Below are 22,822 nucleotides of genomic sequence, written 5' to 3'. Positions count from 1 at the left end.
AAAACAGGCATTTTTCTTAGCGGTGCACCGCGGATAGTAACTGTATTCAGCATTTAAGGCACGGCCTGCCCGGTAGGCGCTAAAATTTTGCGCAAGAAATGGCGCGTTCGCTCATCTTTGGGTGCAGTGAACAACTCTTCAGGAGGCGCTTCCTCGACGATGCCGCCCTCGTCCATGAAGACAACCCGATCCGCTACTTCCCGGGCGAACTGCATCTCGTGGGTGACCACGATCATCGTCTGGCGCTCTACCGCTAACTGTTTCATCAGGCTCAATACTTCCTCTACCCATTGAGGGTCAAGTGAAGAGGTGGGCTCGTCAAAAAGAATCACGTCGGCGTTGGCGGCCATGGCACGGCCAATACCCACCCGCTGCTGCTGACCGCCGGAGAGAGAAGCGGGATAAGCATCTGCTTTGTCTGCCAGACCGATGCGCTCAAGGATCTCTCTTGCCCGTGCATGGGCCTTCGCTTTCGGCAACTTATCCACCACGATCATCCCCTCGCTGATATTCTCCAGCGCGGTTTTGTTGGCGAACAGGCCGTAGTTCTGAAATACAAAGGCGGTACGCCGGCGCAATGCCAGGATATCTGCCCGGCTGGCACGCTGGGTATCAACGCTCAAATCACCCACCTGCAAACGGCCTGCATCAGGGCGTTCAAGAAAGTTGATACAGCGCAGCAACGTCGATTTACCTGTACCCGAAGGCCCAATGATCACAATGATCTCGCCCTGAGCAAGACTCAAGTCGATATCTTTAAACACCGTATGGCCACTAAAACGCTTGGTAATGCCTTGCAGCGAAATCATCGTTGGTAGGCCTTATTCAAGTAAATTTCTAACCGACGCTGCCCCCAGGAAAGCACTTCCACAATCGTCCAATAAATCAGCGCCACCAGCAGGAATGCTTCTAAATAGAGGAAGCTGCCCGCAGCTTCTTTTTGGGTAGCGCCCATCAACTCGGTCACCCCCAGCGTAAAGGCCAACGAGGTCGCTTTAATCATATCGATGAAATAGTTCATCAGCGTCGGCGTTGCCACGCGGGTTGCCTGGGGCAGAATGATGCGGCGCATCAATTGCGACTGGGTCATCCCGATGGAAAGCGCGGCTTCAGTCTGGCTGCGATCAATCCCGACAATCGCCGCACGAATAGATTCGGCCATATAGGCAGAGAAGTGTAGCGTTAGCCCTAGCACGGCGGCGGTAACGCCGGTAATCGAGATCAGTGCGCTGATGAGTTGCGGCAGTCCATAATAGAAAAGGAACAGCTGAACCAGCAGCGGCGTACCTCGAAAAAACGAGATAAACAGCAGCGAGAAGCCGTTCAAGAATGGCACTTTTGATACGCGAACTACCGCCAGCAGGCACGCCAGAATCAGCGCAAAGAACATGGCGATCGTTGCCATTTGAAGGGTGAGCGGCAAGTAGCGCAACAGAACCGGCAACAGCCCCCACATATATTCGAGGTTAAGCATGATAATTAAACATAGGCCAAATCGCTTATAAGCAAACGGCCGTGGCAATGCCACGGCCGCGTTGAACGGATCAGTTCAGCGTTTAGGGCTGGGTGATATCAGTATTGAACCACTTTTCCGATATCTCACGCAGCTCACCATTCTCACGCAGCTCACTCAGCGCTGCATCGACACGGTCGCGCTGCTCACGGCCCGCTTCATCATCACGGAACGGCAATGCGTTCTCAATGGTCGAGAACGGCTGCCCCGCCAGCTCTAACGGTAGGCCTTTCTCTTTAATGACCTGCGTAGCACTCACGCGATCCATCACAAAGGCTTCTACCCGGCCCAGCGCCACATCCTGTTCGATATTGGACTCATAGGTGCGAATGTCGATTTCATCGGCATTGGGCTGCTCACGCAATAACTGCTCGTAGTTCGAGCCCAGGTTGACGGCCACGCTTTTACCGGACAAATCTTCAACACCTTCAATGGTGTCATTGCCTGCCCGCACCACGACCTGCGCGCCGTCATACACGTAAGGCGAAGTGAACACATACTTCGCTTCACGCTCTGGGGTAATGGTGATCTGATTGGCAATGGTGTCGATACGGCCAGATTCAAGCATCCCCGCCAAGCCCGAGAAGCTCGCCGTGACGAACTCGATATCATCACCGGTGATCTCACCCACGGCATTCATGACATCAACTTCAAAGCCTTTGAGCTCGTCTTGCTCAACGAAGGTAAAGGGGAAATAACCGCCGGACATGCCCACCCGGAGCGTATCGGCTTGGGCAGAAGCGGCGAAAAACCCACTGGCAACACTCAACGAAAGCGCCGCAAGGGTAGTAGTTAACTTAGCTGGTAGTGGCATGAGTCTGTTTCCTCGTTAGTCGATATCCCGACGATCCGAATAGCCACACAAATAATCATGAGGCATTGATGGCTGCTAGTTTACCTCTACGACAAAAGCATACAAAAGAATATTAAAGATAATTTTTATTCTTTTATTGAATATGCAGTCACACCGTGATGTATGGCTATTTGTGGCGAATGGCCTGAAACGTTTTAAAGGTAGCGGCTTGGCGATCGGCATCTAGCACGCCTCCACCCAGCGCTGCCAACTCCTGAGCAAACGTAACCAGTTTTTCCAACTGTACCTTATCAAACCCGCGCCTGCGCTTTGGCTTTTTGAGGATGACACTTACGCCACCGATCAAATGTTCTTCTTGCTGAAAGGCTTCTGGAGATGGCATCAATCCAGGCGGGTAGGCATTGGTAACCCGCAATGGGTTTTGCGGGGTAACGCCTGGCACGCTATAAACCTGAAAGGCCTCATCGTAGTGGGCCTCCCACTTTTGCAGGCTCGAGAACAGCTTTTTGTTGAGTGCGATATCCGGTTGATCAAACATCACAAACAGTACATGAGTGCTCTCTTCTGCCTCTACAGGTGCCACCTCCTCTACGCTATCTTCATTCTCGGGTAACGTAGAGGAGGTATTCACCTGTTTAGCAACAGCAGGGGGCTGAGCGGCCAGTTCATTGCTCTCATCGGCTGACACTGACTGCCCGAGCCTTAGCCACTCTCCGCCTCGCCACATTCCCCCTTCCAGCACGCCTCTGCCACTCAATAGGAAATACATGCAAATGATAAGGCTGTTAAAACTTAACCAACCTGCAGCAATCGCTAAGGTTACCGCCAGTTTTTGCGGATCCATGGGGTGTTTTCCTGCCCGGTTAGGAACGTACAATTTGAGCACCCACAAGGTGACGAGTGCCGAAGATAACTACTCATTATCGAGCAAACGCCAGGAAGATCAATTTTGAAGGCTAAGTAATTAGTGGCAGAGGTTTTAGAAGAAGCAAGCTGGTCGGTGAGGCACTTAGATACACTCAAGAAAAATATAGCGACTATTGAGCAACCGGCAATACACTATTTTTGGTGCGCTGTCGCTTTAAAAGACGTATTGAACGCCAGCTTCACTTATCGATAGAGGAGCGGACCCTTGCCGATATCGCCCGCGAAGACGTTGCACGAGGCTGATTGAAACGAATCTATTTACAGATGCTCAAATCGCTAGCGCAACGGTTGAAACAGGAAATGCTATCAAAAACTCTAGCTGACAAAACATACAACAAAGCAGCTCATCACCAAGACCCCAATACACTGCTACTCACTGGCGTGTTGGCTTTCACATCTACCACAACCTTTCTACCCAAAATATCTTTCAGCATCTTGGGCGGCAGTCCATACCCTGGCCTAACACTCCTGACGACATCTTCCATAATGATGTCGCCCGCTTTTAAGTCCTTGACGAAGTATAGAGAACGGCGAAACTGCACATTACTCTGCTCGCTGGATTTTCTACCATAGTCTACTCTGCCTAGCGCCTGCCAAGCAGTTTTGGTATCACGACATAATGCTGCTAGTTCACGGGGTTCAAGTGAGAAGCTATCATCAGGCCCTCCACCACTTCGATTAAGGGTGAAATGCTTTTCGACGATTGAAGCACCAAGCGCCACACTAGTGATCGCAGTAGTATTGTCGAGGGTATGGTCAGACAACCCCGTTACTAAACCGTGGTGCGAGATCATATCGGGGATGGTACGCAGATTGTAGTCCGAGGCGGGAGCTGGGTAGCCACTGACGCAGTGCAATACCGCCAACTCTTTACAGCCACCATCTCGGGCAGCTTCGATGGCCTCAGCAATCTCATCTACATTGGCCATGCCAGTAGAAATAATCATCGGCTTGCCGGTGCTGGCCACGTATTTGATTAGAGGCAAATCCACTGCTTCGAACGAAGCAATTTTGTAGGCTGGTGCGTTGAGACTCTCTAGAAGATCGACCGCTGTATTGTCGAAAGGGGAGCTGAAGATAGTTATCCCTAGCTTGCGAGCATGCTCAAAGAGAGTAGCATGCCATTCCCAGGGCATGTGCGCCTCCTGGTAGAGTTCATAAAGTGTACGGCCGTCCCAAAGGCCACCTTTGATCTTGAACTCTTCGTTATCACAATCCAGCGTGATGGTGTCAGGTCGATAAGTCTGTATTTTAACCGCATCAGCACCCGCCTTCATTGCCTCTTCAATTATTCTCTTGGCATTCTCAATGCTACCGTTATGGTTGGCTGACAACTCGGCGATAATATAAGGAAAACAAGAGGGGCCAATTACACGTCCAGCAATCTTTATCGTCATCTAAAAGTGAACTCCTTAAAATGCTTGCCATTCCCTGTAGAGAAGTGCATAGCCAATGACATCATGATAGGCCTGACCATCAAAGTGATGATCGCGTAGATAAGACTCTTGTTTAAAACCTAAACGTTCATGAAATTTTCTTGAGCGCGTGTTATTTGCAAGCGCTTCGCCACATAGCTTATGCAACTTCAGCTCAATGAAGGCGTATTTTAAGGCGGCGATACCTAATGAATGGCCTCTGCCTTTTGGTATCTTTGGGGAAAGGTAAAAGCCCCACTCTCCTCTCTTCGCCATTGGGTCTATAAGTTGGATATTGACGAAGCCAAACGGTTGACCATCTTGCTCAGCCATCAGTAAGTGGCGTTGAGGGTTTTGTTGTGCACGCTGAAACCACTGACGGTGCTCACTCTCACTGATTTTGTGTTGCGTATACATATTGCAGCGCACTTCAGGTGCGTTGCGCCACTGCAACAACATGGCAAGATCCGCTTCTGTCAGGGGACGTAAGCTCACTGAGTAAGTCATGCATTTTCACTTTGTTGTAACAGGACATGGCAAAGCAAATCAACCCCTTGACCTGTAGTGAGACTGGCAGCAGCCTTGCTCATTTTCCACACTCCCCCCCTCTCTAATAGGGCATTCACGTTCCTCGAAATGTCTCTTGTATTTACACTATCAAGAAAAACCGCCGCCCCAGCTCTATTAAGAGCCTCAGCAATCGCTCTCTGGTTATCCGCTAATACCAGCATTAGGGTAGGCAACCCCAGACAGCAGCGCTCCCAGGAGGTGCTACCCGCTGCACCGATAGCTAGATCCGCCTCCGACATACGTCGCGCCATATCACTGACGTTAACCACCACCTCAGTCGGCCAAGGCAATGTGCTTGCCTGTACTTTGACCTCATTCAACCAGGGAGCCGTTGCGCCCATAATTACGCTGATCTTGCAACCGTCAGGCAGGTCACAATGCTTGAGAGCTTCCAATACCTGCCCCGTTACGTTGTCTTTATCGACACCGCCCAGACTAATCAGCAACTTTCGTAGCTCCATTGACTGACAACGACGAGCAAGACTTACATCGCGCCATTGGGCAAACTCTGGCCGTAACAAAGCAAATTCAGAGCCGATAAAAGAGCGGCAGCACATGGGCACCAAAGCCATATAGTCCTCCGCCTCTCGTCCAAGATTCTGATCTAGCAACATATCTGAAAGATGCTTCCGGTCAGCTAGATCATCAATAACAAGCAGTCGAGTATTATGGGGGCAAACAAAAGCTTCCCAACGAGAATCTATCGCGTAGTGATCAACCACCAACCAGTCAGGTGAAAGGGCTTCAATATACGCTCTGCATGCCTCAGCGTCTGTTTGCCAAGAAACACCTAACCAATGAGCGTGAGACGGCTCATTTATTTCCTCAGACGATAAGGATTTACTTCCATCATCAGGCATTGGCAAACGGTGGACAATAAAATCTTGTGTCTTTATAAAATCAATCAGATTCCCACGATGCTCTCGACAGACAAAGTGGCATTCCGCACCAATGTGTCGAAGTGCTTGAGCAAGCGTAAGACACCGCATCACATGCCCAGTGCCTATCTCTAAGGAAGCATCAACTCTGAATACAATGCAACTCATTAGCTTTTTTGCAAAAGAAACCATGTGATGTCATCTTGAGGAAAGTTTGGATCTTTATGATAGACAAATCCATAGTCAATCAATTTCATTTCAGGATACTGGTTCATAATTTCACCTACAAAATCACGCTTGAATAACTTTTCTTTATGTCCACGGTAATCTATAACCACCGGCGTTGGGTTATAATATTCAGCCACAAGCAGATAGTTTCTTGTCGAACTGACAAGCTTTTCATATACCAAACCAAGCTCTGTAGGATTAATGTGTATCAACACTCCTTTAATTAATGAAAGGTCACATTGTTTTTGAGGTGAAAAATTCAAAATACTTGTATTTGATATATTTCCTTCAGGAATAATTTTTTTTAATTCCTTAGCTGCACTACTATTTATTTCAACTGCAAACATATCACTTTCCGGCAGTAGTAGGCTGAGAGCTTTCAGGTTCATCCCAATATTTGCACCGAACTCAATGACACTTTTCACCCCAGAGGTCTGCGCTATAGCCCTTGAGAAAAAATTTATATTACTCGCAAGCAGCTGCTCACTTTGATTACGCTGAATGTATTGATCACCAAAGGTTCCAGCCCAGAATTTTTCTTGATCAGTTTTAAATTCCATAGAATACTCTTAATATTTTAATGAGTTAAATAACGACTGCGCTCTCTCCCAATCTTCTGGAGTGTCGATATCTTGAACTCGATAACGGGGTAGTTGGAGAGGTATAGCTCCGTCGCTGAAAATCGCTCTCTCCTCTCGCCAAGCCTGTGCTGTGCCCCAATAGAATTGCCCGGCATCGTGCCAAGCTTCTTCCAAATCTTGAGAGCGAGTGTTGAAATACTCTGGACTGAACATGGCTACGCGACCATTTTCAGTAATCCGTATTGCCCGCTGTATTGGGAACGCATAACTGGTGACAGAGAAGACATAACTACAAGACTGCTGTTGAATTATTTCCCAGCCTTTTCGAAGGTCATTAGGGCAAACAAAAGGAGCAGTAGCATACAAGCAACAGGCATAACCCACTTGAGCCTGATACTCGCTGACCCACTCCACTGCATGGCGAATAACCGGTAAGGTTCCAGTGTAATCGTCGGAGAGCTCTGCCGGGCGTATGAAAGGAACATTTGCGCCATACTCTTTAGCAACCTCAGCAATTTCAGCGTCATCGGTTGAAACAATGACTTGATCAAAACATTGGCTTTCTAGCGCAGCTTCAATTGACCATGCAATCATCGGCTTGCCACAAAAAAGTTTGATGTTCTTACGTGGAATACGTTTGCTTCCGCCTCGAGCAGGTATAATAGCTACTCTCATGATTGCAAGGCTCGTTCAATAGACGCGACAACCTTCTCCTGCTGATCTAGCGTCATGTTCGGAAACATCGGCAGGCTGATGGCCTCGGCATAGTAACCTTCAGCCTCAGGAAAATCGCCTTTGGCAAACCCCATCTGCTGATAATAAGGCTGCATATGAACCGGAATGTAATGCAGGTTAACGCCTATATCCTGTTTCCGCAGCAACTCAAATACTTCTCTATGGCTAACACCAAGCTTACCTAGCTGAAGGCGAATTACATACAGATGTAATCCAGAATAGCTATCTTTATGCTGCCAAGGCGTGATTAACGGCAGGCCAGCCAGTAATTGATCATAGCGTGCAGCTAACTCATGGCGACGGGCAACATACTGATTCAGGCGCTCTAATTGGCTAAGCCCTAGCGCAGCCTGAAGCTCGGTCATCCGATAATTAAAACCTAGCTCAATCTGCTGGTAATACCAGGGGCCATCGGCCTCGTGAGTCATTTGTGCGGGGTCTCGGGTAACGCCGTGACTACGCAGCAATGCCATCTTATGAGCTAATTCATCATTGTTAGTCACCGCCATGCCGCCTTCAGCAGTAGTGATGATCTTCACCGGGTGAAAACTAAACACCGTAATATCGCTGTAGCGGCCATTGCCAATGAACTCATCTTGGTATTTCCCGCCAATTGCGTGGGAGGCGTCTTCAATTAGGTGAAAGCCGTAGTGCTGGCTTAGCGCGCTAATCGCCTGCATATCGCAGGGTTGGCCGCATAGATGCACAGCAACAACTATCTTTGGCAAGCGTCCTTCTTTCCCCGCTTTCTCTAACTTATCTGCTAGCGCTTCCGGGCATAAATTGTAAGTACGTGGATCGATATCAACAAAATCGACCTGTGCACCGCAATACAGCCCGCAATTGGCTGAAGCAACAAAAGTGATTGGTGAAGTCCACAGCCAATCGCCTTTGCCAAGCCCTAGCGCCAAGCAGGCAATATGTAACGCAGAGGTAGCACTACTGACTGCCAAGGCGTGTTTTGCCCCTACATGTGCGGCTACTGCCTGCTCAAAACGTGGAACTTGCGGGCCCTGGGTGAGGAAGTCAGACTCAAGCACTGCTACTACAGCATCAATATCTGCCTGAGTAATTTCTTGACGGCCATAAGGAATCATTGTTTTATTCATGGAACATCAAAATGGCGTCTTTACTTCTCAAAAGAGAAATATTGTTAATTTTGGGGTACGCATGTGCTCCCTCCTTGCTCCACAAATAGCTTCCGCGATCTTTTAATTCAGCATTAGAGAGTGGACATCTGAAATTGACCTCGCTTAGCTCAAAAGAAGAGCTTACATCTTTTTTCTCTACTACATAACAATAAGTGGGATTAAGTTTATTAGCCACACAATTAAGAGGAAACTTATCAACAAGCTCTCCTCCCGCCATCTCTATCCATTTGGGAAGATTTCTAACATATCCTAGCTTTTTCATGCGCGACTGCCCTTCTTCAGAATTATCTTCGAAAGAAGGTTCAAAAAGCAGCATTTTTTTTCGACTTACTCTTAAAAGCTCTTTCAATATTGGTAATTCGCGACCATAGTTTGGCTCAATAGCATGATTGGTAAAAACAACATCAATTGAATTGTCATGTAGTGGAACATTATCCATAGATGCTGAAAACGACACTAAACTATTAAACAAATCATATCGCATAGCACGCGAAGCGAACCTTAGACCTGCATTTAATCTACTTATCGATAAGTCAAAAGCAAACATTTTAATATTCACAGGAAGATAATGACTAACACCAGATAGTGTTGTCAGCTCTCCGGCACCACAATCTAAGAACGTATCTAAGGACGATACATGCGAAGCCAGTATCTCTCCAATCTCACCAGCCCTTTTTTCAAAGACACTTTTATCTTTAAGAAGCCCATTTACATACGTTCCAGCTTGGAGATCATATGCCACCTCAATGACTTCAATTGAATTATAACTAGCATCTTTATCTCTAAGTAGCTCGGTTATATTTTCCCCACGATCATACGCGGCTCGTATAGCATCAAGGTTCAACGTTTTCATTTAAAAATTCCCGATATTCTTATGAGCATCGAGCCAATGCTTTAACTCACTATCGCTCATCCATTCGCTATTATTATCACTAGAATATATAAAGCCCTCTACAACCTTTTTGCCATCTTTAATACGATTAGCATCTTTATCCCAAAAATTTATTTGAGGTAATATCTTAAAATGCTCAGCGTACTCATAGGTGCAATATGAGTCTTCAGCACTGATCATCTGTTCATGAAGTTTTTCACCAGGACGAATGCCTACTATTTCATGCTTGGCGCCAGGTGCTACAACCCTTGCCAAGTCGGTTACCTTCATGGAAGGGATTTTCTTAACATAAATCTCTCCCCCTTCCATGTCTTCAAAAGCATGCCAAACCAACTCCACCCCCTCTTCAAGCGAGATCATAAAACGCGTCATACGTTCATCGGTAATTGGCAACACGCCTTTATCACGTAATGACATGAAAAAGGGTATAACTGATCCACGGGATCCCATGACATTGCCATAACGAACCACGGCAAATCGGGTATGGGTATGGCTAGCATAATGATTGCCCGCCACAAAAAGCTTGTCAGAGGTAAGCTTAGTAGCGCCATACAGATTAACAGGACTGCTGGCTTTATCGGTGGAAAGCGCTACCAGTTTTTTGACTCCCTTATCAATACAGGCATCGACAAGATTCATAGCTCCCATGACATTCGTTTTGACGCACTCAAACGGATTGTACTCTGCCGTTGGAACAATTTTAGTTGCTGCAGCATGGACGACATAGTCAACACCATCCAAAGCACGGTAAAGACGATCACGGTCACGAACGTCACCAATAAAGAACCGTACTCGTGGATCGTCGTGGAATTTTTTCGCCATTTCCCACTGCTTCATTTCATCACGAGAGAATATAATGACTTTCTTGGGGTCATAGCGAGCCAGCAGCATGGGGATAAAAGTGTGGCCGAAAGAGCCTGTGCCACCAGTGATGAGTATTGTTGCTTGATTAAACATCATTCGTATGTCTCAGGAATAAATGGGGGAATTTGCATTAACTCGTCACTTGGCTGAATCAACACACGATAAGGGATACCAAGATACTCGCATTCGGAAGCTGAAGTGCTATAAGGCATCACTATGACCACTTCCTTTGCATTAGCATAAGCATGCTCAATAGAACGCTGCTGGTTATCTACTCTAACGCCGGGCATCAAGTCCAATAGCTTTTTCTCTACTTCTTCACTGTAACCATGCTGACGCCTCAACCTTACTACAACACGCTTTTTCTCTTCACTACTTAGCGAATCATAATAAAACTTTAATGCATTATCATTATAGCAATCCAAATCCGTTCCAGAAAAAAAATCAGGCACGATAGTTTTATGAGGCAATATAACCAATATCTCTTCCTTTGACTTTTCTAACTTAACAAATCGTTTTTTAAGATCAATTAAACGATGTGGCTTTTCTGGAACTGCTTTGCCAGCTTCATCTTTCCAACCCCACGTAAAAAAGATATCTGAAATTCTTTTTTCAAACGAGACTGCAAAATATAAAGGATACTCACCATACGCCGGGCCATGCTGATGCAGATATAACGGCACATTTCTCTCAGTGAAAATAGCCGCTATTAGTCGAGAAGTAATCGTGGGTAGCATCGATGAAAAAACAAACTCAGGTTTCCGACCTTCTAAAACTTTTTCAATCATTTGGTAAAGAGACTTAAAATCTTCTAGCAACTCTGTAGGCAAACATAGCGCTAAGCTAGCCCAAAATCCCTCATAACCTTCGGCTGGCTTAACTTCATCTAACCTAGCAAGCCTATAGCGAGTTTCCCAATCAACTTCATCTGCCAAGAAAGTATCAAAAGCGGGAACGTCTACAAAATCAACACCATTTGACTTATACTTAGCCTTCCAATATTTCGGATTATGCACACCTAGATTATAAGCTATGGTTTTATTTTTCACCTCATAGCTATCTAGTAACTCATTAACTTTAACTTCCCTAATTTTTATAGATTCAGAGCTATCTGCACCCTTTAATTTTCTACTTTTCGCATCAAAAGGGATAACATTACTCACTACATAAGGAGACTCAGTCCCTACAAGGGTCTCTGTTTTATTCATGTAGTCCCTAAACGTTCTACAAGGAAAATTCGTTAATATAGCCTCTGAATCTGGAGCGGAATTCAGTAATCCATTATTCCAGCGGGCAATATATCTTGAGACAAAACGTTGTCCCAAGAAATAATGCAATACAATCTCCCAGAATCTCTCACTTTTATCTAAACCATGAATAGCATTTAGTTCTTCTGTTAACACCTTACGAGAAAATTCGTAAAGCTTACCTAATTCCTGTGTAATTTGATAAGTTGATTTCACCCTTGGGCTTCCCAGTTCCTTCGGGCGGGACACATCGTTAACTACAACTTCACCTTTATCAGTAGACAGGGAAGCTTTTTTCACTGCCAAAGTATCCAGAACACTGTAGTTATATAATTCGTAATTCAGACCTGAAAGATAAACACACAAGTCTCTGTATGCTTGTTGCGACAAATGAGCTCTTTCAAAGTTTATCAGCTTTGGCTGAGTCACTTCGATATTACAGGAATAAATGACTTTATCGTCCATACCTTCAGCATCAACCTGCAAAATGTCTATTTTTTGCTCTTCCCAAGATGTGGTATCTAGAATAGTCAAAAGATCCCGTGAAGGTACTTCAAGCTTTTCTATAGCATTATCTATTTTAGTATTTTTAGGAAAATTTCCTTGTGCATGCTTTATAACATGTTTTTTATCAAATGAAGAAAAACCGCTAGGCACTCGGTAATTAGGAGAATCGTGTAGATATCTCTTTGTGAACAAACCATAATAAGCTGGTTTAATACGATAAAGGGTCAGCAGTGAATCCGGGCCAACAGCATAATTAGCGATGTGTGCTTCGGGATGAAAAGCATAATTCTTCTCTAAATGCTCGAGGATATTACTTTGTGGCTCAATGAGAAGAACTTTGGTTTTATCTTTGTTACGCATAACAACTTCATAGATCGGGTCATTAATGCACCCATCATTTGCACCAACCTGAACCACTTTTGTGTAGTTTTTATTATCAATAATAGCTTGCATACTCCGTACATACAGACCTGCATCGCTCACTTCTTTAACATTAACTTTGACATCATTATTATTGCCCGGGTACTGAGATAACAACTGGCTTTGACCGTCACTATCCTGCTGCTGCTTTGAGATACGCGGGAGTAAACCTTGTGCTTCTAGAAACTCCAGTGCCTTCTCCTGACTAACATCGGCTATCAGTTCAAAAGCAACATCATGCGCAGCAAAGCCTGCACTCAGTATAAAAGCAAGTTTGGTCTTATTTTCATCGTTTAGAACGCCCATACGCTCATGGCTGGGGAGAAATAGCACATCGGCACTTTCTTGCTCAGTGGCACAAGGTGTGCGGGCGTTCAGTTCTTTTGGCAAATGGCTGTAATGGCGAATATTATGGAAGCGATAAAAGCGAAAGCCATTTCGGCTGGCCCAGTGCTGTAGTTCAGCCAAACTGGGTTGCTTTTCATGTGTAAGCTGGAAGGGGACACGCGCCTGAATCAGCAGGGTGCCCGTAAGCGACTTTTTACCATTCTCCAGTACAGCCATGGCATCGCTTAGCTCATCAAGAATAAGCCAATCCAGGCTTCCCAGTCCTTCAATACTATCAAGCGCCACAGTATTAATGGGAAGCTCAGCCAAAGGCCTTGCAGCTAGATGGTGGCGCTTTGGAAGCTTCTCGGCTGGTAGCGGTGTAAGCGTGCTGGTCATTTCTGGGGCGACACAGGCATGCAGCGCTGTCGCCTTACCATCGCCGAGCAGGGCGTGCTGGAATAACTGAATATAGTCGCTGCCTTCGTACTGCTTGGCATCTTTTATTTCGCTGGCGGGATCAAAAGCGACAATGCCAAAGGCTTTCGTCGCCGCCATCTGGTCGGCAAGGCCACTTTTGATCAAGCTGGCGCGGTTGTCGAGCACCATGATTTTACCTTTAATTTGCCAAGTAAAATCATCGGTAAGCCACAAACGATTAGCCTGTGACTTGCTGTTCTTGGTTCCAGCTTTAGGGCTAATCAACTGCTGTAGAGAGTTATCGACCTTAAATTCCGGCTTGGTTGCTCGGCTGGCTAAGCGCTGGCGGTGGCGCTTCTTCTGGGTAATGGCGAAGTCCTTGTTGCCAGAGCGTAACCCTACTAAAGGCGCCAAAGCGTTCAGTAATCGATCAGTAGCGCGATCAAGGTGATGCTTTTCTTTGCCTACCTGCCAGGCGCGATCTACGTAATCTTGATAAAGCACTTCGTCATCAAACAAGCTAATAACTGCATCCACCAGCGGCTGAAGCTCATCGTCGCTGAGCAAATGTTGGTAGGGTTCTTCATAGCAGGCATCTGGGAAGTCAAAGGCGACACCGGCGTTGCCAATCATCTCGGGCATGCCGCCGCGGTTAGTAATCAGTGCCGGAATGCCGTTTAGCATAGCCTCGGCCAGCATACGCCCGGAGCTTTCCCACCATAGGCTAGGAGCTACTACCACGCGGGCCCGACTGTAAGGGCCGCGCATATCGCTGGTATTGGGGGTCACCACAACATTACTTAACGCGCTACGCTGTTCCCCCATTTTGCGGGTGGTTTCCCGCAGCACGGCTGGCCAGTCGGCTCGGGCTTCCACTACCTCAAGCTTAATATCGGGCCTTTCGCGCTCCAGCTTCTCTGCCAACTGCACAAATACGCTGGCGCCCTTTTGCAAACTAGGGTTAACAAACAGTAAACGCTTACGTTCATGATGTTCAGCAACAAAGTTCCCCGGGGCTATAAACTTGCCCACGGGCTTGGCGGTATAGCCGACCTCTTTGCGGTACATATCCGCTGTGGCCTGGCTGTCGGTAAGGATTAAATCCACATCACGGCACCAGCGCGGTGCCTTGTAACTGCCGTTTGCCAGATAGAAAGCGACAGGGATGCCGCGATCACGGGCTTCATCGGCAATTAGCAAGTCCAGCGTTTGGCCGCCATAGAACCACACTACATCCGGCTTAAAGGAATCCAGCATATAAAGGTACTGGCTATACCAAAGCCCTTCTTCATGCGTAGTAAAGTGATTACGGTTGTGGCTAAAACTGACCACCAATTGATGCGATAGCGGTCCATCTTCGGCTTGAATCAATTGGTGCTGATGAGCACTTAAGTCGGGAAATTGCTCCTTGAGCCGCCCCATCCCCTTAGGATTATCAAATACAGTGGCACCCAACACCTGCACGTCATAGCCGTGGGCCGCTAGCTGCAACAGCATTTGCCGCACAGTCATGCTGGCCCCACTGGAAGTATCAAGCAGGCAGTAAGGATTGGCCCAAAGCAAACGGGGTTTGCGCTTTTGAGTAGCAGATAAGGAGGTGTTCTTAACCATGAAGCGGCTCACAGGGAAAAATGGCAATATGCCTAGCTTACTGTGCTAGTGCGGCAATCAAAGGCGCGAATGCGCCGGTATTTAAGTAGGTGTTCACGCGATCAAGCTCGACAAGAGGCTGGAACATGCTTAAGAAGCTAATTTTTAACGAAACACTTAACGACAAAAAACGGGGCCAATTGGCCCCGTCGTTACTTTCATGTGAAGCTTAGCGGCTAAGCTATTAGCCCAGCAGAGACAGTACAGACTGTGGCGTCTGGTTAGCCTGTGCCAGCATGGAAGTACCCGCCTGCTGTAGAATATTCGCACGCGTCATATTCGACACTTCCACCGCGTAATCGGCATCTTCGATACGTGAACGAGCTTCGGAGAGGTTGGTAGACGTCGTTGCCAGGTTATCGATCACCGAATCGAAGCGATTAAGCGTAGCACCTAAAGTCGCGCGGCTGGTATCCAGTGACTCTGTAGATGCATCGACGGCATCAATTATGTTCTGGAAATCATCATGCGTAACTGCACCAGAAGCTCCAGAACCGTCAATTACTGTAGCACCACCAGAGACCGCAAGAGAGCCGCTTGATCCCGATACTAGGCCAAGACCCACTGTAGTCGCATTAACTGTGTCCACGGTAATAACATCTTCAGCGTTAGTATTAGAACCAACCTGAATACTTAAGCTAGCGCCACCAGAGTTCAGCAGGCTAGTGCCGTTGAAGTTATTGCTACCAGCCACACGATCGATTTCAGCTAAACGCTCATTGATTTCGGTTTCAATGGCTGCGCGATCATCTGCAGTGTTGGTGTCGTTGGCACCCTGTACCGCTAGCTCACGAATACGCTGCATATTGTCGTTGACTTGGTCAAGGCCGCCTTCCATGGTCTGTACCAGAGAGATACCGTCGCTTGCATTACGGCTAGCCTGATCCATGCCTTTAATCTGAGCAGTCATTTTGTTGGCGATGGCCTGGCCAGCAGCATCGTCAGCGGCGCTGTTAATACGCAAGCCTGAAGACAAACGCTCTTGCGCTTTAGCCAGCATAGACTGAGAGTTGGAAAGGTTGTTCTGGCCAATCAGGGCCGTAATGTTAGTGTTGATTACAGACATGTGAGTGCTCCTCGAAGATTAACTGGCCTTGTGGCCTGCTTAGCGGCGCTTGCGTCGCCGTTATATTAATTAACGGCAGGCCCGCCAAATTCTTTAGAAAAAATACGCTTTTTTATGTAATTCACTGTAACTATTTCAACTGCCCTTTCAACTGCGCTCTGAACTACTCTCTTAATTGCTGTTCTGCATATTACCCAGCATGCTGAACTGCTGGGAGAGGTAGCTGCTCATTGAGTTCATTTGGGCGATCAAGCCATCCAATTGCCCAAACTGCTTGCGGTAACGCTCTGTGCTTCGCTCGATACTTGCCTCCATACGCAGCTTGCGCACATCTAGGCTGTCAACCCGCTGCTCAGCACTAGTCACTGAGCTTTGAATGATGCCGTTTTCTGCCGTAATGCCTTCAAGCGTGGCGTTTAAGCGCCCCGCAAAGCCGCCTTCTTCGGTTTCGCCCGCAAAGAAGGCAGATAGCCCCTCTGGGTTGTTGGCCACCGCATCGTCCAACTTATCCTCATCGACCTTTAATCGCCCCTTCTCATCAATGGCGATGCCCAGTTGTGAAAGGCGTGAAATATCGCCGGTGCCGAGGTTGTCAGTAATATCCCGGCGTAGTCGGTCTTCAATGGTACGCACGGTGCGGTCGCCAATTAGTTCGCCAGACGTTTCGCCTTCGCCGTTGTAGGCGGTCATTCGACCAACGGTGGATTTCATTTCGTTGTAGTTACTAACGAAGTCGTCAATAGCTTCTCTCAGCGATGCTTCATCACGCTCGATTACCAGCGTAACGGGGTCTCCAGAGGCCTCTGTGAGATCAAGCGTTACGCCCTGAATGGCCTCTTCAACCCGGTTGGTTTTACTGGTGATAGCAATGCCATTAACATTCAGCTCAGCGTCCTGACCTGAACGCTGGGTGGCTGCATCCATGGTCAGCGATGCTAAGCCTGAGAAACCCTCCAGTGAAGCATTTTGGCCCGTCTCTTTTGAGCTCAGCGCTAAGCGGTATCCAGTGCCATCATTAACGATAGAAGCAGTGACACCAGACTCTTTATCCGCATTGATCTGGTCACGGACATCCGCCAGCGTACTGCCCGCTGAAATAGCAACATCGTAGCTTGTTTGTGTTCCGCCAGCACCAAAGTTAAGCGTTAGTGTCGCATCGGCGGCTGTTAGCTCTTGGTCTAGCGCTACACTGTTGGAAGCAGCGCTGCCTGCGCGTGCCAATTGGGTAACGGTGACTTCATAGCGCCCTGCGTTAGCGGTTTCGCCTGTGGTCGCCAATACGCCATCGCCCATCACGGTGCTTTTTTGCTGCTTAAATGTAGCGGCATCGTTCAGCGCAGCAATAGAGGTTTGCACCCTATCCATTGCTGACTCTAGGCGCCCATAGGCAGAAATCTTGGTTTGCTGAGCGCTTTTCTGCTCTAGAATAGGCACAAGCTTTTGCTGTTCGGCCGCTTTTAGCTGATCCACCAAACCTGAAAGATCCAATCCAGAACCTACACCGAGTGCTGTGATCGATGCCATGGGGCTCATTCCTTATAAGAAGTAGAGAAAGGTGTCTAGGTAATCTATCGGCTGCGGAGGAACAAACTTTAGAGGTAATGCCTTTTTTTAAGCTGTTTTTAAAGCATTGCAAAGAAAAATGCCCAGCACATAGTGCAGGGCATCTTGTAATCTATTAATTTAGCTGGTTTATCAGGCTAATTTTAACTTTGCTGATCAAGCGCTGCAAACTGCTGGGTCAGATAAGCACTGGTTGAGTTCATTTGAGCTACCATGCTGTCCATCGCTTGAAACTGCGTGCGATAACGCTCAACGGTTTGTTCGATACGGCTTTCCGTTGTCGCATATCGGTCTTCTAACGAAGCAAAGCGACTCTCAGACGAATCAACGGCACTTTCAAGACGGCCACCTGTTCCAACCAAGCTTTCAAGCGATGAGGCTATTTGCCCTGCCATGCCACCCTCTTCGCTATCGCCTGCAAAAAAATTGGCTAGCTGATCTGGCTGATTAGCAACAATGCTATCTAATTTATCTTCGTCAATCTCCAGCTTGCCGTCTACTTGAAGCGAAATTCCTACATCCGACAACACGCTAAAGCCATCGCCGCCGACAACACTGCTAATTGTTTGACGAAGCTCTCGTTCAACCGCACGAGTCGTGGCATCGGCGTTCAACCCCGCCGCCTGCCCAGTCTCTTCGTCAAACGCTGTCAAGCTGGTAATGGTGTCCTTGAGCGTGTTGAAGTCATCAACAAAGGCCGTGACCTGCTCGCGGATAGCTTCACTATCTTGCTCAACGCTGACTGTGCTTGTTGCACCCGCCTCAGATAAGTTCAGGGTAATGCCTTGAATAGCGCCTTCCACTTGATTGGTAGGGCTGACAATGTCAATTCCATTGACGTTAAACTCTGCATCCTGACCCGCTTGAACTACCTGGGCATCAGTCGTTTGTACATCGCCAGCAAGAATGTCTGAAAAGTTTGTGCTTTCAATACTCGCGTCCGCACCCGTTTCCGTCGAATTTACTGCAAGACGATACCCTTCACCGTCGTTGATAATAGAGGCGCTTAAGCGGCCATCACTCTGTTGATTGATAGCATCACGCATATCTTCAAGGGAACTGCCATCGGCAATGGTAATGGGATCCATAGCTCCGTCAGCAAGAGTAAAGGTTAATGACTGCTCCCCAGTCACTATGCTTTCGTCTGCTGTTTCCAAACGCTCTGTTACTAGGCTACTGGCTGTAGCTAACTGGCCGACCTGTACTTCGTACTGACCTGGCTGGGCCTCATTGCTGCTAACAGCGCCAACAGCACTGCCTTCTACATTGGTTGTTAGGCTCTCGAATGACGCCCCATCATTGAGTGCTTCGGCTGAGCTTTGAAACTGCTCAAGCGCGCTTTGCAACTTACCATAGGCAGATATTTTCGTATCTTCAGACTGGAGCTGTTCCGCAATAGGCTCAAGCTTTGCTTGTTCTGCCGTTTTTAATTGCTCCAGCAAGCCATTCAGATCCAAACCAGAACCGATGCCTAGTGATGTAATAGCAGCCATAAACCAATGCCTTTTTTGAATACATGTAGCTACGATTCGCGTTCCTTCATTAAGCAATACGTAGCACTGTTTTTAATACGATTACCTTAAAACCTCGGCTAGGTGAAGAATAACTTAAATATTCTTCTTCTTTTTTCGTGTCAAGACGTTATTAAAAGTAATGAAACGTAACAGCCATCGCCAATTAATAAGAAAAATCAAAATAATAGATTCCCCTTTTAGCTGTTCTTCCGCCCAACCCCAATGTAACGCAGCCCCGCTTCTTTAACGGCGCTTGGCGCATACAAATTACGTCCATCGATGACGACTTTTTCAGCCAACTGGTCGGCTAGCCAATCAAAATCGACACTGCGAAACTCTTTCCATTCGGTGCAGATAACCAAAGCATCGGCACCTTTCACTGCCTGAATCCGGTCGCCTGCTAGCATCAGGTCATCCCGCTCCCCGTAAATGCGTCGGCATTCTGCTATGGCTTCGGGATCAAACGCCTGCACCTTAGCGCCCGCTTGCCAGAGTGCTTCCATTAACGTGCGGCTTGGGGCTTCACGCATATCATCCGTGTTGGGTTTAAAGGCCAAGCCCCATACTGCAATGGTCTTACCGCTTAGATTGCCTAAACTATCTTGCAGTTTTGTGAACAGGGTTTGCTTTTGGCGTAAATTCACTGACTCGACAGCGCTGAGCAGTTCCGGCGTATAGCCTAATTGGCGCGCGGCACGCTCTAACGCCTGGACATCTTTGGGGAAGCAGGAGCCGCCGTAGCCGCAGCCAGGGTATATAAAGTGGTAGCCAATGCGTGGGTCGCTGCCAATCCCTCGGCGCACGTCTTCAACGTCCACTTCGAGTCGTTCAGCAAGATTGGCGATCTCGTTCATAAAGCTGATTTTGGTGGCGAGCATGGCATTGGCGGCGTATTTGGTCAGCTCTGCGGCCCGCACGCTCATAAACATCAGCTTTTCGTGGTTGCGGTTATAGGGGGCGTAGCACTCTTGCATATGCGCTTTTACCCGCTCGCTTTCCGTGCCAACGATAATCCGCGCGCCACGGGTAAAGTCTTCGATCGCCGCCCCCTCCTTCATAAACTCAGGGTTCGAACACACATCGAATTCGAGTGATGCACCGCGCTGTTCGAGCACATCGCTGATAACGGCGTGGACTTTTTCCGCGGTGCCCACCGGCACGGTAGATTTATCAATCACCAGCTTATAGCTATCCATATGCTGGCCGATCGTGCGCGCCACCTCTAGCACATAGCGCAAGTCGGCACTGCCATCTTCATCGGGCGGCGTTCCCACGGCGATAAACAGCAATTCGCCATCGGTTACCGCTTGGGCAGCGTCGGTAGTAAAGCGTAAACGGCCAGCTGCCACGTTGTGGGCAACGATAGTGCTTAGCCCTGGCTCAAAAATCGGCACCTCTCCGCCATTAAGCTGATCAATCCGATCAGCGTTAACATCCATACAGGTGACTTGATGCCCAACATCGGCTAAACAGGCGCCTGCGACAAGGCCGACATAACCGGTTCCGAATACACTGATATGCATGACTTATTAACTCGCTAAAATACGTGGTAGCGAGCGTAGCACATTGACCTACCGTTGATGAGTTCAATAGCGGGAGATCTTCTCTAAATTATAGACCTTGGTCTAACATCGACCTTGGTTTATAATGCGCTGCAACAAGCCCGACTTGGTGCTGACCGCAGGAGAACACACGATGCCTCCAGAAACTACACATCCAGACACTACGCCTCCGGGCTTTATGACGCCCGAGCTGACTAAAGAACGCCCTTTAAAAGCGCCTTATGGGCCATCGACCGCTGCAAACGTTCAACGTAGCCTTCGCCAGTGTTTATCGATTGCCGCTGAGCTGCTCTACGACAATGGTCATGTGCTCGAAACCATTACCCTTCCCCAGCGTGGCTTAGCCCGCCGTGAATTATCGGCACTTAGTTCTACCGCGCCCACCTGGGCATCCTGCCAACAGGTGATGGAAGCCAGTGAAGCAGCAACCTTTAATGAGTATGGTCGTTTCGTATTAACCTGCCTTGGCCGCGAATTGATGTTTGATATGTTTGGTCAAGGGGCCGCTGACTGCGCCTAATCCCTTAGTCGCCAAGCATTACCGCCCTAAACAGCTGGTCAAAAAAAAACGCCCATAAGCGAAAGCTTTGGGCGTTTTTTGCTTGGTCTTATGTTCCTCAGGCTCATTTTTAAAGCCTGGCCCTATAAGACCTAGTTCTATGTAGCTTAGCGTAGGCCTAGCATTGACAGAATGAACAGCACAACCACGATAAGGCCAATAATGTAGATAATATTACGCATAGGGCACTCCTTGCTTATTGCGTTTTAGGGAAATCAAAGGCTTGCTTACCCATTAGCCAACACCTCCAGCCTAGCAGGCTTTTCCTGCTTTTGCGTAATGTCGCTGCATTTCCCTCTTAGAAAGTGGCTGTGCTTATGCTGTGGAACCTCTGCTACTTCTAAACCTCGAACCTTTGCCACTTATACCGAAGGTGTTGCGATGCGCGCTACTGCTTTGCTTGTTTCGTTTGCTGTTACTTCGTTGTTACCCACCGCCTATGCAGCCGCTAATGAACCTTCTGCAAACACACTCCAAACGCTAGAGCGGCAAACCCGCCAGCTTAACCGCGTGCACAGCGTGGTAGTGGCCTACGACGGTGAGATTATCCACGAGCTTCACCAAGGTGGGCCAGGGGTGGCGTCGCCTGCCAATATTAAGTCGCTGTCCAAAACGGTGCTGGCTGCCATTACGGGTGCGGCGATTGAAGCAGGCATCATTGAATCAACTGATCAACCCATGATGGAGCTGTTTGGCGAACATCTACCTAGCGGTATTGATCCACAAGTTGGTGACATTACCGTGGCGCACCTGCTCGCCCAGCAGGCGGGGCTTGAGCGCACTTCTGGCAGCAACTATGGCGCCTGGGTGGCCAGCGCCAACTGGGTGAACGATGCGATGACGCGCCCATTCGTGGATGAGCCGGGTGGGCAGATGCTCTACTCCACCGGCACCAGCCATCTACTTTCCGCCGCACTCACCCACGCCAGCGGCGAGACGACCCATTCCCTTGCCCAGCGCCTATTGGGTGATCCGCTTAATATCACCATTCGCCCCTGGCTACGCGACCCCCAAGGGATCTACTTTGGCGGCAATGATATGCAGCTCTCGCCACGAGCACTGATAGAGGTGGGCGAGCTGTATCGAAATGATGGCATCGTGGTTAATGAGGCAGGAGACAAGCACCGCGTTCTGCCGGAAGGTTGGGTGGAAGAATCATGGCAGCCGCGCGGTACATCGCGCTGGACTGGCGACGGATACGGCTATGGTTGGTTTATTACGCAGTTGGCAGGCGAAGACGTGTACTACGGGCGTGGCTATGGCGGTCAGGCGCTTTACGTTATTCCAGAACGTGAGATGACTGTAGTGATCACCTCAGACCCTAACCCACCCTCGCCGGGCGGGCAGTTCCAGCAGCGGTTAAACAGGCTGGTAGAAGGTTTGTTAGCTGAAAATGACGAGTAGCACAGCCAAGTCGCG

General features: G+C 48.2%; 19 protein-coding genes. 2 read left to right on the top strand and 17 right to left on the bottom strand.

Going from position 1 to position 22,822, the window contains the following annotated elements:
• Positions 1-53 precede the first annotated feature (53 nt).
• The 17 genes from HZS52_RS09390 to HZS52_RS09310 all read right to left on the bottom strand — a co-directional run bounded on the left by HZS52_RS09390 (position 54) and on the right by HZS52_RS09310 (position 20,805).
• Positions 54-809 (bottom strand): amino acid ABC transporter ATP-binding protein, encoded by a 756-nt coding sequence (locus HZS52_RS09390; RefSeq protein WP_027956927.1) that lies wholly within the window; start codon positions 807-809, stop codon positions 54-56.
• Positions 806-1,474, bottom strand: a complete 669-nt coding sequence (locus HZS52_RS09385) for an amino acid ABC transporter permease (protein WP_223828104.1) — start codon at positions 1,472-1,474, stop codon at positions 806-808. Before HZS52_RS09385 ends, HZS52_RS09390 begins: the two co-directional genes overlap by 4 nt.
• Positions 1,475-1,556: 82 nt before the next feature.
• The gene (locus HZS52_RS09380; RefSeq protein ID WP_041159255.1) at positions 1,557-2,327 is read right to left on the bottom strand and encodes an amino acid ABC transporter substrate-binding protein; all 771 of its coding nucleotides are present in this window, start codon (positions 2,325-2,327) and stop codon (positions 1,557-1,559) included.
• A gap of 166 nt (positions 2,328-2,493) precedes the next feature.
• A complete protein-coding gene (locus HZS52_RS09375; RefSeq protein WP_190374635.1) occupies positions 2,494-3,171 on the bottom strand; it encodes a hypothetical protein in 678 nt (225 codons plus the stop codon).
• Between the two features lie 430 nt (positions 3,172-3,601).
• Positions 3,602-4,651 (bottom strand): pseudaminic acid synthase, encoded by a 1,050-nt coding sequence (gene pseI / locus HZS52_RS09370; RefSeq protein ID WP_190374634.1) that lies wholly within the window; start codon positions 4,649-4,651, stop codon positions 3,602-3,604.
• A 15-nt stretch (positions 4,652-4,666) separates the two neighbouring features.
• On the bottom strand, positions 4,667-5,176 hold the full coding sequence (gene pseH / locus HZS52_RS09365) for a UDP-4-amino-4,6-dideoxy-N-acetyl-beta-L-altrosamine N-acetyltransferase (RefSeq protein WP_190374633.1): 510 nt from the start codon (positions 5,174-5,176) through the stop codon (positions 4,667-4,669).
• Positions 5,173-6,309, bottom strand: a complete 1,137-nt coding sequence (gene pseG / locus HZS52_RS09360; protein WP_190374632.1) for a UDP-2,4-diacetamido-2,4,6-trideoxy-beta-L-altropyranose hydrolase — start codon at positions 6,307-6,309, stop codon at positions 5,173-5,175. The genes pseH and pseG overlap by 4 nt, the downstream gene beginning before the upstream one ends.
• On the bottom strand, positions 6,285-6,905 hold the full coding sequence (locus HZS52_RS09355; protein WP_190374631.1) for a pseudaminic acid biosynthesis-associated methylase: 621 nt from the start codon (positions 6,903-6,905) through the stop codon (positions 6,285-6,287). The genes pseG and HZS52_RS09355 overlap by 25 nt, the downstream gene beginning before the upstream one ends.
• 9 nt (positions 6,906-6,914) lie before the next feature.
• Positions 6,915-7,601, bottom strand: a complete 687-nt coding sequence (pseF, locus tag HZS52_RS09350; protein WP_190374630.1) for a pseudaminic acid cytidylyltransferase — start codon at positions 7,599-7,601, stop codon at positions 6,915-6,917.
• On the bottom strand, positions 7,598-8,770 hold the full coding sequence (gene pseC, locus HZS52_RS09345) for a UDP-4-amino-4,6-dideoxy-N-acetyl-beta-L-altrosamine transaminase (RefSeq protein WP_223828103.1): 1,173 nt from the start codon (positions 8,768-8,770) through the stop codon (positions 7,598-7,600). The genes pseF and pseC overlap by 4 nt, the downstream gene beginning before the upstream one ends.
• The gene (locus tag HZS52_RS09340; protein ID WP_190374629.1) at positions 8,763-9,665 is read right to left on the bottom strand and encodes a class I SAM-dependent methyltransferase; all 903 of its coding nucleotides are present in this window, start codon (positions 9,663-9,665) and stop codon (positions 8,763-8,765) included. Before HZS52_RS09340 ends, pseC begins: the two co-directional genes overlap by 8 nt.
• Positions 9,666-10,661 (bottom strand): UDP-N-acetylglucosamine 4,6-dehydratase (inverting), encoded by a 996-nt coding sequence (gene pseB, locus HZS52_RS09335; protein ID WP_190374895.1) that lies wholly within the window; start codon positions 10,659-10,661, stop codon positions 9,666-9,668.
• Positions 10,661-15,100 (bottom strand): glycosyltransferase, encoded by a 4,440-nt coding sequence (locus tag HZS52_RS09330; RefSeq protein WP_190374628.1) that lies wholly within the window; start codon positions 15,098-15,100, stop codon positions 10,661-10,663. The genes pseB and HZS52_RS09330 overlap by 1 nt, the downstream gene beginning before the upstream one ends.
• A 223-nt stretch (positions 15,101-15,323) precedes the next feature.
• Positions 15,324-16,205, bottom strand: coding sequence for a flagellin N-terminal helical domain-containing protein (locus HZS52_RS09325; RefSeq protein WP_190374627.1), 882 nt, complete (start codon positions 16,203-16,205; stop codon positions 15,324-15,326).
• A gap of 171 nt (positions 16,206-16,376) precedes the next feature.
• Positions 16,377-17,729: a flagellar filament capping protein FliD gene (gene fliD, locus HZS52_RS09320; RefSeq protein WP_190374626.1), complete on the bottom strand. Its 1,353-nt coding sequence runs from the start codon at positions 17,727-17,729 to the stop codon at positions 16,377-16,379.
• Between the two features lie 182 nt (positions 17,730-17,911).
• Positions 17,912-19,318, bottom strand: coding sequence for a flagellar filament capping protein FliD (gene fliD, locus HZS52_RS09315; protein WP_317890280.1), 1,407 nt, complete (start codon positions 19,316-19,318; stop codon positions 17,912-17,914).
• Positions 19,319-19,479: 161 nt separating this feature from the next.
• On the bottom strand, positions 19,480-20,805 hold the full coding sequence (locus HZS52_RS09310) for a UDP-glucose dehydrogenase family protein (protein WP_190374625.1): 1,326 nt from the start codon (positions 20,803-20,805) through the stop codon (positions 19,480-19,482).
• A gap of 172 nt (positions 20,806-20,977) precedes the next feature.
• Between HZS52_RS09310 and HZS52_RS09305 the strand changes: the two genes are divergently transcribed.
• Together HZS52_RS09305 and HZS52_RS09300 are read left to right on the top strand one after the other, a co-directional pair.
• Positions 20,978-21,364, top strand: coding sequence for a hypothetical protein (locus HZS52_RS09305; protein ID WP_423250064.1), 387 nt, complete (start codon positions 20,978-20,980; stop codon positions 21,362-21,364).
• Between the two features lie 420 nt (positions 21,365-21,784).
• Complete coding sequence (locus tag HZS52_RS09300) at positions 21,785-22,807, top strand: serine hydrolase domain-containing protein (protein WP_041159263.1); 1,023 nt, start codon at positions 21,785-21,787, stop codon at positions 22,805-22,807.
• Positions 22,808-22,822: the final 15 nt, after the last annotated feature.

It is taken from the genome of Vreelandella titanicae (assembly GCF_014697095.1).
Classification (GTDB): Bacteria; Pseudomonadota; Gammaproteobacteria; order Pseudomonadales; family Halomonadaceae; genus Vreelandella; species Vreelandella titanicae.
This window is presented reverse-complemented; position numbering and strand designations above follow the sequence as displayed.